This is a genomic window from Pseudomonas sp. SWRI22 (assembly GCF_014268395.2).
Lineage (GTDB): Bacteria > Pseudomonadota > Gammaproteobacteria > Pseudomonadales > Pseudomonadaceae > Aquipseudomonas > Aquipseudomonas paracarnis.
Genome location: NZ_JABWQK020000003.1, coordinates 225,086 through 237,286 on the forward strand (window position 1 = coordinate 225,086; position 12,201 = coordinate 237,286).

Consider the following 12,201-nt stretch of genomic DNA (forward strand, 5'->3'; position numbering starts at 1 on the left):
CTTATCCCCGATGGGTTCCTCAGGGGCTCCGGAACAACCGACGGGATACCCAGTCCAACGCCTGCGTTTACCCCTATACCCAGAGGTTGTTTCGATGAAGATTTCACGCGGTTTTGCCCTGTCCTGCCTGTTGACCGTGGCCGCCGGCCCGGTGTTCGCCGCAGGTTTCAGCCTTGGCGATGCAGCCAATGCCATTTCCGGCATGCAGGGTGGCAACAACAAGGCTGCCGCCGCCGCGCCCACCTCGGAGACGGCCGACCTGCTGACGGCCTTGACCTCGCAACTGAACATCACCCCCGAGCAAGCAGTGGGCGGCACGGGCGCCATGCTGGGTCTGGCCAAGAACAAACTGAGCGGCAATGACTTCTCGCAGCTGAGTAACAGTGTGCCGGGCCTCGACAAGCTGTCGGGTGATAACGCATTGGGCAGCCTCGGTGCCTTGAGCGGGATGCTCGGCCAAACCGGTGGCAGCAAGACCAGCGGCCTGGACGGCCTGTTGGGCAACGTGAAAAGCACCAATGACTTGAACACCGCCTTCAGCGCATTGGGCATGGACAGCGGCATGGTCGGCCAGTTTGCCCCGGTGATCCTGAAATACCTGGGCGGCGAGGGGGCCAGCAGTTCCGTGCTGGGCAAATTGGCTCAGGCCTGGGGTACCGGCAGCTAAGGCTCTTGGCGCAGTTGTTCGATGCGCGCATCCTTTTCCATCCAGAGCTGGTTGACCCAGTTCTGGACGGTCTGGCGAAACGCCGGATCGTTCTCGTAATCCCCTTGCCACAACGCCGGGTCCAGTTCGCGGGTACGGATATCCACGATCACCTTCGGCACTGCGCCGCTGATCAAGTCCCAGAACCCCGGAATCTTTTGCTGCGGATACACCACGGTCACGTCGAGGATCGCGTCCAGTTGTTCGCCCATCGCCGCGAGCACAAATGCCACGCCGCCCGCCTTGGGCTTGAGCAATCGGGTAAACGGTGACGCCTGCTGCTTGCGCTTGGCCTCGTTGAACCGCGTGCCCTCCAGGTAATTGACCACCGTGACCGGCTGGCGCTTGAACAGCTCGCAGGCCTCTTTGGTGATCTTCAAATCCTGCCCCGCCAGCTCCGGGTGCTTGGCCAGGAACGCCTTGGTGTAGCGTTTCATAAAGGGGTAATCCAGCGCCCACCAGGCCAGGCCGAGGAAGGGCACCCAGATCAGTTCTTTTTTCAGGAAGAACTTGAAGAACGGCGTGCGCCGGTTCAATGCCTGGATCAGCGCGGGAATATCGACCCAGGATTGGTGGTTGCTGATCACCAGGTAAGAGGTATCGCCGCGCAGGTCTTCGCCACCGCGAATATCCCATTGGGTGGGGATGCACGCGGCGAAGATCAGCTTGTCGATCTCGGCCCAGGTTTCGGCGATCCACATCACCGCCCATGAGGCATAGTCACGCGAGCGCCCTGGCGCCACCAGCTTGAGCAGGGCGAAGACCATCAAGGGGCCGATCAGGATCAGCGTGTTGAATAACAGCAGCAGTGTAACCAGACAGCCGGTGAGCAGGCGGCGCATAAGCAACTCTTGGAATTCTGTGGGCGGGCCATGATAAGCAAGGTGAGTCTAGAGGCCAAATCGCAAATTGCCCGACGAATGTTTCACACTGTGCGCGATATGCTCGGTCATCCAACTAAGTGCTGTGTTTGCGGTCTAGACTCCGCCCACTTCTTTCGAGGAAATCCTGCCGTGAAATTGCTCCTTGCCGCGTTCGCCCTGGTTGCTGTGCCTGTCATGGCCGCCGAACCGACCCTTTACGGTCGCTACGAATACATCCAGTTGCCGGAGATCGGCCAGACGTTCAAGGCCAAGATGGACACCGGCGCGCTGACTGCCTCGCTGTCGGCGCGCGACATCGAAACCTTTCAGCGCGACGGCGATGACTGGGTGCGCTTCCGCCTCGGCGGTGAAGACGCGGGTAACAAGGTCTATGAGCACAAGGTATCGCGCATCAGCAAGATCAAGAGCCGCGCCGACGAAGATGATGACAAGGACGAAGCCAGTGTGGCCAAGCGCCCGGTGATCGATCTGGAGATGTGCCTGGGCGACGTCAAGCGCACCGTCGAGGTCAACCTCACCGACCGCAGCAGCTTCAACTACCCGCTGCTGATCGGCGCCAAGGCCCTGCGTGAATTTGGCGCTGCGGTAAACCCGGCACGTCGCTACACTGCCGACAAACCGGACTGCTGATTGAGCCCATGCCGCACATCCTGATTGTCGAAGACGAAGCGGCGATAGCCGACACGCTGATCTTTGCCCTGCAAGGCGAAGGCTTCACCACCACCTGGCTGACGCTCGGCCAGGCGGCGCTGGAGCATCAGCGCCAGACCCCGGCCGACCTGGTCATCCTCGACATCGGCCTGCCGGACATCACCGGCTTTGAAACCTGCAAGCAATTGCGCCGCTTCAGCGAAGTGCCGGTGATGTTCCTCAGTGCCCGGGATGCGGAGATCGACCGGGTGGTAGGGCTGGAGATCGGTGCCGACGATTATGTGGTCAAGCCTTTCAGCCCGCGGGAAGTGGCGGCGAGGGTCAGGGCGATTCTCAAGCGGGTCGGCCCGTGTGTGGCGCCAACCCTGTTCCAAGTGGATCTGGAACGCATGCAGATTCTTTATCGCGGCCAACCCTTGAGCCTCACGCGGCATGAGTTCCGCCTGCTGCAAAGTCTGCTGGACCAACCCGAGCGCGTGTTCAGCCGCGAGCAACTGCTGGACGCGGTGGGCGTACCCGTTGATGCCGGTTACGAGCGCAATATCGACAGCCATATCAAGAGTGTGCGCAGCAAACTCAGGAGTGTGGCGGCGGATGCCGAGCCGATCCAGACCCATCGTGGCCTCGGCTATAGCTACAGCCCGAGCCACAGCTGATGCGTCTTGGGCTGCGGATTTTCCTGGTGTATGCGCTGTTTATCGGCCTGACCGGCTACTTCGTGCTCAACACCGTGATGAAGGAAATCCGCCCCGGCGTGCGCCAGTCCACCGAAGAAACATTGGTGGACACCGCCAACCTGCTGGCTGAAATCCTGCGTGCAGACGTTAAAAACGGCACCCTCGGCCAGAGCCATTGGCCAAAGCTGCTCAAGGCCTATGGCAACCGTCAGCCGGGTGCGGTGATCTGGGGGCTTCCGAAAAACCAGGTCAACCATCGCATCTACGTGACCGACGCTACAGGCAGGGTATTGCTCGATTCCAGCGGTGAAGCAGTCGGCCAGGACTATTCGAAATGGAACGACGTGTACCTGACCCTGCGCGGCGAATACGGTGCGCGCTCCACCCGCAGCGATGCAGACGACCCCACCTCATCGGTGATGCACGTGGGGGCGCCGATTCGCGATAACGGCCAGATCATCGGCGTGGTCACGGTGGCCAAGCCCAACAGCTCGTTGCAACCCTACGTGGATCGCACCGAGCGGCGCCTGCTGTGGTACGGCGCCGGGCTGGTCACCCTGGGGCTGCTGCTGGGCGCGCTATTGTCATGGTGGCTGACGGCGGCCCTCAGACGCCTTACCGCCTATGCCGAAGCTGTGAGCGAGGGCCGCCGCGCCGAGTTGCCGCATTATCGCGGCGGCGAGCTCAAGCAGTTATCCACCGCCGTGGAACACATGCGCACGCAGCTGGAAGGCAAGGCTTACGTAGAGCGCTACGTGCATACGCTGACCCATGAACTGAAGAGCCCGTTGGCGGCGATTCGCGGTGCAGCAGAGCTGTTGCAGGGTGACATGAGCCGCGAGCAGCAGCAGCGGTTTGTCGGCAATATCGACAGCGAAAGTGCGCGCCTGCAACAGTTGATCGAACGCCTGTTGAACCTGGCCCAGGTGGAGCAGCGACAAGGTCTGGAAGAGCAGTCGAGCATTCCTTTGGCCGCCCTGGTTGAGGATGTGCTCAAGGCTCAATGTGCGCGGGTCGAAGGCGCCGGCTTGCACGTCGAGCAGGCGATTGCCGCTGATGTGAAGGTATTTGGCGAACCTTTCCTGCTACGCCAGGCCCTGGGTAACCTGCTGGACAATGCCTTGGACTTTACTCCGCCCGGCGGCACGCTGCGGTTCAGCGCGCAGGTGCGGCATAACGAGGTGCAGGTCAGCCTGTTCAACCAGGCGGAGGCGATTCCCGATTACGCCTTGCCGCGCCTGAGCGAGCGCTTCTACTCGCTGCCGCGCCCGGCCAGCGGGCGCAAAAGTACGGGCCTGGGGCTCAACTTTGTCGAGGAGGTGATGAAGCTGCACGGCGGCTCGTTGCAGATCGGCAACGTACCGGGCGGCGTGCAAGCGGTGCTGCATCTCCACACAGTCTCCACATTGCCCACATAAATCTCCCATACCCACTGGGCAGACTCTCCCCATCAAAACAGGGAGAGACCCATGAACCGCAACCTGCTTTTCAAATTGGGCGCGATTGCGCTGCTGATCCTGCTGTTGCTGATTCCATTGTTGATGATCAACGGCATCATCAGCGACCGTCAGCAACTGCGCGACGGCGTACTGATGGACATTGCCCGCAGCTCAAGCTTTGCCCAGCGCCTCACCGGGCCGGTGATGGTGGTGCCGTATCGCAAGACCGTGCGCGAGTGGAAGCTCAATGAAAAGCTCAACAAGCGCTACGAAGAAACCCGTGAAGAACGCGGCCGTCTGTATTTCCTGCCGGACCGTTTTGAGCTCGACGGCAAGGTGCAAACCGAACTGCGCTCACGGGGCATCTATCAGGCGCGGTTGTTCCACGCCGACAACCGTATCAGCGGGCGTTTCGACTTGCCTGCGCAGTTGGGGATCACCGAAGACTTCGCCGACTACCGCTTTGAACCAGCGTTTTTGGCGGTGGGCATCAGTGATATTCGGGGTATTGAAAACGCGCTGAAACTGGAGCTGGGTGACCAGCGGCTGGAGTTCTCGCCAGGCTCCCAAGTCGACTGGCTGGGCGAGGGCGTGCATGTGACGCTGCCGGCGCAGGACGGCAAGAAGCCCTCCGTGCTGGAGTTCGCCTTCGACCTGCGCCTGCAAGGCACCGAGCAACTGCAAGTGGTGCCGGTGGGCAAGACCAGCCAGGTATCACTGGCGTCCAACTGGCCGCACCCGAGCTTTGTCGGCAACTTCCTGCCGGCTCAACGTGAGGTGACCGACCAGGGCTTCAGCGCCAATTGGCAGACGACATTCTTCTCCACCAACCTCGAACAAGCCCTGCAGAACTGCCTGGACGGGCAAGGCTGTGAAGACTTCAGCAACCGCAGCTTTGGGGTGAACTTCATCGACCCGGTAGACCAGTACCTCAAGAGCGATCGGGCGATCAAATATGCGCTGTTGTTTATCGCCCTGACCTTTGCCGGCTTCTTCCTCTTCGAGGTGCTCAAGAGTTTGGCGGTGCACCCTATCCAGTACGCCCTGGTGGGCGTGGCGCTGGCGTTCTTCTACCTGCTGCTGTTGTCGTTGTCCGAGCATCTGGGCTTTGCCCTGGCCTACCTGATATCCGCCAGCGCCTGTGTGGTGTTGATCGGCTTCTACGTATGCCATGTGCTGCGTAGCGTCGCCCACGGCGTGGGGTTTTCGGCCGGGCTGGCGGCGTTGTATGGCTTGCTGTACGGGTTGCTCAGTGCCGAGGATTACGCGCTGTTGATGGGCTCGTTGTTGCTGTTTGGCCTGCTGGGTACGGTGATGGTGCTGACGCGCAAACTGGATTGGTACGGGGTGGGTAAACGCAAGGTGGAGCAAGGGCAATGATCGGATTGCGCGAAGATCAGCAGATGAAAGCGAGGATGGTCGACTTCCTCACCAACGCCACCTTTCACTGTAGGAGCGAGCTTGTTGTGGCGAGCAAGCTTGCTTGCGCTGGGGTGCGAAGCGCCCCTGATAAAGCCGGCTCCAGCTGCGCTGTCGAGCGGGAGCAAGCTCCCTCGCCACAACAAGCTCGCTCCTACAGAGGGCTGGTCAGCCCGGCGGCTGTGTCTGGTGCATCGAAGGCCGCTGACTGACCTCGGCGTACCAGGCGGCGAGCTTGGGGTTATCTGTGCGCCATTGCAGATCCGGATGGCGAAAGTCGATATAGCCCAGGGCACAGGCCACGCTGATGGCGGCGATGTCGAAGTGGCTGGCCAGTTCGGCAATGGCGTCCCGCTCCAGTTCGGCGAGGGCGCGGCGGATCTTGTTGCGCTGTTCGTCTAACCATTGGTCCCAGTGTTTCTCCACCGGGCGCATGGCGGTCTCGTAACGTACCAGCACGGCGGCATCCATGATGCCGTCAGCCATCGAGGCCAGGGTCAGGCGCCGCCAGCGGGCCGAGCCGTCGCGGGGGATCAGCGGGTTGCCGACATGCTGGTGGTCGAGGTAATCGAGAATCACCCGGCTGTCATGCAATACCGAACCGTCGGCCAGGCGCAGGGCCGGGATCTTGCCCACGGGGTTGCCTTGCAGCACTTCGGCATCCGGGTTGACCGGCGTGGGCAGGCACGCGTGCAGGGCCACACGATCCTGCTGGCCGGTCTCGATCAGCAGCACGCGCACTTTACGCACGAAGGGCGAAGCGGGGTTGTGGAACAAGGTCATGCTGGGGGCGGACATGGGCATTCCTCTGTAGGAGCGAGCTTGCTCGCGAATAACGCCAACGATAACGCAGCTCGCCTGGTTTAACGCGGTGCTCTCAGGTTTTTCGCGAGCAAGCTCGCTCCTACAGTAGTTTGTAGACGGCAATGGCCGCGGGTATGCCCAGCCCGATCCAACTCAACGAATCCCACCACCCATCGCCCAGCAACGCCGCAAACAACCCGGCGGCACTGAGCAGGCCAATCCCCAGCGGTATGGCAAAGACCTTCCAGAAATTCGACTGCCGTGGCTTCATACCTTGGCCGCCTTGCGCCGTACGATCCATAAGTAAATGCCGCTCACCAATACGATGATGGTCAGCACATCCAGCACCGCCCACAAAATCTTCATCGGCATGCCGCCGTAATCACCGAAATGCAGGGGTTGGGACATGCCCATGGCATCCATGTACCACGGCCGTTCGGCGATGGCGGTGACGGCCAGGGTGCTGGCGTCGATCAGCACCGGTGTCAGCAAATGGGAGGTCAGGTGGGTGCTGCCCTTCATGAACACGGCGTAGTGATGTTCGCTGGAAAAACGCGTGCCGGGGAAGGCGATAAAGTCCGGTTCCATACCCGGCGCGGCCTTGGCCGCAATGCTCAACAGCTCTGTGGCGGGCGCGCGCTGGGTCAGCGGCGGGGCGTTCTTGTAGGGTTCGATCATGGCGCTGAGGCTGTCCTCGCGCCACGCCGCGATGATCAAGTCGGCGCAGGCGCTGATCACGCCGGTTACCCCCACTACCAGCGCCCAGGTCAAAGTGACCACGCCGATCAGGTTATGCAAGTCGAGCCAGCGCAGGCGAGTGGACTTGTCCTGGCGCACCGTGGCGAACTTCAAGCGACGCATGAAGGGCAGGTACAACACCGTGCCCGAGATAATCGCCAGCACAAACAGAAGGCCCATGAACGCCAGCAACAACTTGCCCGGCAGGCCGGCAAACATATCCACATGCAGGCGCAGCAGGAACAGAGTGAAGCCCCCATTGGCAGACGGCATTTCGACGGTTTCGCCAGTGCGGGCATCGAGCATGAAGGTGTGCGACGAGTTCGGCTCAGTACTGGCTGTGGCCGCCATGATCGCGATCACGCCGTTGTTGTCGTCTTCGTCCCAGGCAAGGTACTGCATGGCCTCGCCGGGGCGGTGGGCCTGGGCTTTGGCCACAAGCTGCTCAAGGTTGAGCCGGGGCGTATCGGCAGGCATCTGCGCCAGTTCGGGCTCATTGCCCAGCAGGTGGTCGATCTCGTGGTGAAACACCAACGGCAGGCCGGTGAGGGCGAGCAGCAGCAGGAATACGGTGCAGATCAGGCTGGTCCAGGTGTGGATGAAGGACCAGCGGCGGATGGTTTTGCTTTTCATTGTCTAGCCTTCAGATGCACCAAAGCCGCCCTGTTGGGCGGCCTGGTGGTTAGCTCAGCTGATTACCACTGGTAGGTGGCGCTGGCGACGACGCTGCGTTGGTCGCCGAAGTAGCAATAGGAGCCATCACAGGTGGAAATGTAGTCTTTGTTGAACAGGTTGGTCGCGTTCACTTTCACCGATGCTCCCTTGAGGCTGTTGTCCAGGCGACCGAGGTCGTAATGCACGGAGCCGTCGAAGACGGTGTAGGCGTTGGCCTTGCCGGCCCAGGTATTGGCCTGGTCGCCGTAGGTGTTGCCGGTGTAGCGGGCGCCGAAGCCGATACCGAAACCGTCGAGGGCGCCGGTGTGCCAGGTGTAGTCAGTCCACAAGGACGCTTGCTGGTTAGGCATCAGTTGCAGGCGGTTGCCTTTGTACTGACCTTTTTGCACCTCAGACTTGGCCAGGGTGTAGGCCGCGATGACCTTGAGGTTTTCGGTCACATCAGACACGGCTTCCAGCTCCAGTCCCTTGACCTTTACTTCTCCGGTCTGGTCGGTCACGGAGGCACCACCGGACTGGAAGCTGGTGACTTGCACGTTCTTCTGGGTCAGGTCGTAGACCGCTGCACTCAGCAGGGTGTTGGAGCCGGGTGGCTGGTATTTGATCCCCAACTCCCACTGCTTGCCTTCCGTCGGCTTGAACGACTGGAGGGGGTCGACGCTGGCGTTGCTCGCAGGCTGGAACGACTCGGCGTACGAGAGGTAGGGGACGAAGCCCGAGTCGAACACATAGCTCAGCGCCGCATTGCCACTGAAATTCTTGCTGCGGTCGGTATTGGTCGCGTCGTTCTTGTTGAAGTAGGTGGTGCCCTGGTGCACCCAGTCTTCACGACCACCAAGAGTCAGGCGCCAGTTGTCCAGGGCCATCTGGTCCTGCACGTAAAGGCCGGTCTGCACGGTTTTCTGGTTGTAATCGTAGAACGCGGTGGAGCGCGCCGGGCGCACGATCGGCTGGCCATAGACCGGGTTAAAGATGTTCGTGGTGCCACCGTCGCCGAAAATCGCCAGGTACGAGGTGTCGGTGCGTTGATGATCCAGGCCCAGCAGCACGGTGTGGGAGATGTCGCCAGTGGCGAAGTCAGCCTGGAAGTTGTTGTCCACCGCGAACTGGCTGATGTCCTCGTCCACATTGGTCGAAGAGCGGCTGATGTCGCCATTGGCATCGGCGGGGGAGAAGGCAAACGAGCCTACCGTCAGTTGCTGGAACGCCAATTCGGATTTGGTGTAGCGCAGGTTCTGCTTGAATTGCCAGGTATCGTTGAAGCGGTGCTCGAACGCGTAGCCCAATGCGTAGTAGGTGCGGTCGTAGAAGTCGTAGTCCGGGTCGCCGAGGTTCTTGTGGTGGGAAACCTCGCCTAGCGGTGATTTGATTTTGGTGCCCTGGATCGGCAGGAACTGGCTGGTGGTGCCGGTATCGTCACGGGTGAACTGTGACAGCAAGGTCAGCTTGGTATCGGTGTCGATATTCCAGGTCAAGCTCGGTGCGATGTTGTACCGCTTGTTGTCGATGTGATCGACCTGGGTACCGGCATCGCGTACCACGCCGCCAACGCTGTATAGAAACTGGCCCTCATCATCGATCTTGCCAGTGCTTTCGAAATTGATCTGGCGGTAGTTGTCACTGCCGTATTGCATCTGGATGGCGTGGCTCGATTCAGCGCTGGGGCGGCGGCTGACCATATCCAGCAGGCCGCCCGGAGGGGTCTGGCCATAGACTGACGAGGCCGGACCGCGCAGCAGGGCGAGGCGGTCGAGGTTCCAGGTTTCGGCTTTCGGGTTGGCGTACACGCCACGGGGCAGTGGCAGGCCATCAAGGAATTGCGTCGGCTCGAAGCCGCGTACGCGCATCCAGTCGTAACGGGTGTCGCTGCCGTAGCTGGCAGACACGATACCGGGCATGTATTTGACCGCATCGTCGAGGTTCTGCACGTTACGGTCCTGCATTTGCTCGCGGGTGGCTACCGAGATCGAGCGTGGTGCCTCGACCAGCGCGGTATCGGTTTTGGTGCCGGCGGCGGTGCGCTTTGCTACATATCCCTCCACCGGCCCCCAAGCGCTTTCATAGCTGCCTTGGCCGGTGATGTTGGTGGTCGGCAAGGCAACGACGCCTTCCGGGACCGGCATCAGGGTGTAAGTGCCCGCACTGCTCTGCTCCAATTGCAACCCCGTCCCCCGCAACGCTTCCCGCAACGCGCCCTGCGCATCGAACTGGCCTTTGACCGGCGCCGAGGTCTTGCCGGCGGCGAGTGCGGGGTTGAGGGTCAGCGCCAGGCCGGCCTGGCTGGCGATCTGGTTCAGGGTGGTGGCCAGGGGCGCAGCCGGCAGGTTATAGGCGCGCACGCTGGAGGCTTGTTCGGCGGCGATCAGCGGGGTGCTGGCGAGCGGGGCGCTGAGGGCGATCGCCATGGCTAACAGGCTGGGGCGCAACAAGGTGTCTAGCGTGCGGGACATAAGGGCGGCTCCTGAATGGAAATATTTCTCAATTGCCTAGGTGCCGAGCGAGAATCGAAAAGTGATAGGGCCGGGTGAAAATATTTTTTGCGGTGTGCTGTGATCGTTCCCAAGCTCCGCGTGGGAACGCCTCGTGTGACGCTCTGCGTCACGGCCTGGGACGCAGAGCGTCCGGGCTGCATTACCACGCGGAGCGTGGGAACGATCAAGCCTAAGGCTTACCCTTGACGGTCACCCACCACGGCGTGTGCTGCTCGATCTGCACCGGCAAGGTCGGCAACAGCGCATTCAATGCCAACGTGGTGTCGCGCAGCGGGAAACTGCCGGTGATGCGCAGGTCGGCCACGTTCTTATCCACCCCCAGGTAGCCGGTGCGATAGCGCGCCAATTCCTCGATCACATCCCCCAGCCGAGCGTTGTCCACTACCAGCATGCCGCGGGTCCAGGCATCGGTGGCGGGGGTGACGGCCAACAGTGGCCCGAGCCCGTCGCCGCGCATCAGCACTTGCTGGCCCGCCTTGAACACTTGTTCCTGGTGCAGCGCCTCGGGCTGGGCGGCCACGGCAGACTGCAACACACTCAGGCGCGTAGCGTCGTCTTCGCGCTTGACGATAAACCGGGTACCCAGCGCCCGCAGGCTGCCGTCGCGGGTTTGCACGTAGAAAGGGCGCGAATCGTCGTGGCCGGTTTCGACGAGAATTTCGCCTGCCTGCAACACGATCAAGCGGCGTGTTTCGTCGAAGCGCACATCAATGGCGCTGTGGGTGTTGAGGTTTATTCGCGTGCCGTCCGCCAGCTTCAGCGTGCGCTGTTCACCGGTGGCGGTGCGCTGGTCGGCCAGCCAATAGTGAATAGGCACGTAACGCTCACCGGCAAACAGCGCCAGGCCGCACACCAGCACGATACTGGCCAAGCCCCGGCCTAGCTTGCGCACGCGCTGGCGAATGCCGTAGCGCGACTGCAGCAGCGCCGCCCGAGCCGGGCCCGAGGCCACACTGAAACGCTGGTCGAGCATGCCCAACTGGCGCCAGGCGCGAGCGTGTTCCTCATCGCTGGCCAGCCACTTGCTGAACTCTTCCTGTTCCACCGCGCTGCCGTCGCCCGAGTCGAGGGACAGTTGCCAGGCAATCGCGGCATCCAGCACGCGCGACGACACCGGTTTGGAGCCGATGGCAGTCACGACGGCTCGCCATACAGTGCGACGTAGCACTGGCGAATGCCCTGGGCCAGATATTGGCGCACGCGGGGCACCGACACGCCAAGGCGCTGGGCGATTTCGGCATGGCCCAGGCCGTCGAGGCGGTTATAGAGGAACGCGGCGCGGGCCTTGCTCGACAGTTTGCCGAGCAGGCGGTCGATGGCCTTGAGGTCTTCGAGGATCAGTTGCTGGGCTTCCGGCGAAAGCTGTTCGCTTTCCGGGATCAGCATCAATTCGGTGAGGTAGGCCTGTTCCAGGGCCGCACGTCGGAAATAGTCGAACAGCAAACCCTTGGCGATGGCCACCAGGAACGCCCGCGGTTCGCGGGGCTCGCGCAACTCGTCACGGCCCAGCAGGCGCATGAAGGTGTCCTGGCTCAGGTCTTCGGCGCGGCTTGGGCACCCCACGTTACGTCGCAGCCACGCCAACAGCCAGCCACGGTGGTCGCGATATAACGCACCAACAAGCTCACTGCGTGGGGTATGGACCGACGACAAGGCATCACCGAATGAGGTTTAAACTAACGAGAATTATTCGCGATTGTGTCAGAGGCGTAGGGT

At 61.7% G+C, this 12,201-nt stretch carries 12 protein-coding genes; 5 read left to right on the forward strand and 7 right to left on the reverse strand.

Annotated elements, in window-relative coordinates:
* The first annotated feature begins 94 nt into the window (after positions 1–94).
* Complete coding sequence (locus tag HU730_RS23975) at positions 95–667, forward strand: DUF2780 domain-containing protein (RefSeq protein WP_054920759.1); 573 nt, start codon at positions 95–97, stop codon at positions 665–667.
* On the opposite strand, the gene HU730_RS23980 is transcribed toward HU730_RS23975, so the two are convergent.
* Positions 664–1,548 (reverse strand): acyltransferase, encoded by an 885-nt coding sequence (locus HU730_RS23980; protein WP_034128868.1) that lies wholly within the window; start codon positions 1,546–1,548, stop codon positions 664–666. The two genes, HU730_RS23975 and HU730_RS23980, sit on opposite strands and share 4 nt — an antisense overlap.
* A gap of 171 nt (positions 1,549–1,719) precedes the next feature.
* On the opposite strand from HU730_RS23980, the gene HU730_RS23985 reads away from it, so the two are divergent.
* Genes HU730_RS23985 through creD form a run of 4 tightly spaced genes read left to right on the forward strand, consistent with a single transcriptional unit; the run spans position 1,720 to position 5,737 of the window.
* On the forward strand, positions 1,720–2,220 hold the full coding sequence (locus HU730_RS23985; RefSeq protein ID WP_014720226.1) for an ATP-dependent zinc protease: 501 nt from the start codon (positions 1,720–1,722) through the stop codon (positions 2,218–2,220).
* Positions 2,221–2,228: 8 nt separating this feature from the next.
* Positions 2,229–2,897 (forward strand): two-component system response regulator CreB, encoded by a 669-nt coding sequence (gene creB, locus HU730_RS23990; protein WP_060763981.1) that lies wholly within the window; start codon positions 2,229–2,231, stop codon positions 2,895–2,897.
* Entirely contained in the window at positions 2,897–4,336 is a 1,440-nt protein-coding gene (gene creC, locus HU730_RS23995) for a two-component system sensor histidine kinase CreC (RefSeq protein WP_060763980.1), read from the forward strand. The genes creB and creC overlap by 1 nt, the downstream gene beginning before the upstream one ends.
* A 51-nt stretch (positions 4,337–4,387) precedes the next feature.
* Complete coding sequence (creD, locus tag HU730_RS24000; RefSeq protein ID WP_106117734.1) at positions 4,388–5,737, forward strand: cell envelope integrity protein CreD; 1,350 nt, start codon at positions 4,388–4,390, stop codon at positions 5,735–5,737.
* Positions 5,738–5,944: 207 nt separating this feature from the next.
* Here the strand turns inward: creD and HU730_RS24005 are convergent, their stop codons facing one another.
* From HU730_RS24005 to HU730_RS24030, 6 genes are all read right to left on the reverse strand, one after another.
* Positions 5,945–6,574, reverse strand: a complete 630-nt coding sequence (locus tag HU730_RS24005) for a glutathione S-transferase (protein WP_060763984.1) — start codon at positions 6,572–6,574, stop codon at positions 5,945–5,947.
* Positions 6,575–6,680: 106 nt separating this feature from the next.
* Complete coding sequence (locus tag HU730_RS24010) at positions 6,681–6,851, reverse strand: hypothetical protein (RefSeq protein ID WP_087149549.1); 171 nt, start codon at positions 6,849–6,851, stop codon at positions 6,681–6,683.
* Complete coding sequence (locus HU730_RS24015) at positions 6,848–7,951, reverse strand: PepSY-associated TM helix domain-containing protein (protein WP_054920747.1); 1,104 nt, start codon at positions 7,949–7,951, stop codon at positions 6,848–6,850. The genes HU730_RS24010 and HU730_RS24015 overlap by 4 nt, the downstream gene beginning before the upstream one ends.
* 62 nt (positions 7,952–8,013) lie before the next feature.
* Complete coding sequence (locus tag HU730_RS24020; RefSeq protein WP_060763987.1) at positions 8,014–10,443, reverse strand: TonB-dependent siderophore receptor; 2,430 nt, start codon at positions 10,441–10,443, stop codon at positions 8,014–8,016.
* A gap of 211 nt (positions 10,444–10,654) precedes the next feature.
* Positions 10,655–11,623, reverse strand: a complete 969-nt coding sequence (locus HU730_RS24025; RefSeq protein ID WP_186527614.1) for a FecR family protein — start codon at positions 11,621–11,623, stop codon at positions 10,655–10,657.
* Positions 11,620–12,138, reverse strand: a complete 519-nt coding sequence (locus HU730_RS24030; protein ID WP_186527615.1) for an RNA polymerase sigma factor — start codon at positions 12,136–12,138, stop codon at positions 11,620–11,622. Before HU730_RS24030 ends, HU730_RS24025 begins: the two co-directional genes overlap by 4 nt.
* Positions 12,139–12,201 lie beyond the last annotated feature (63 nt).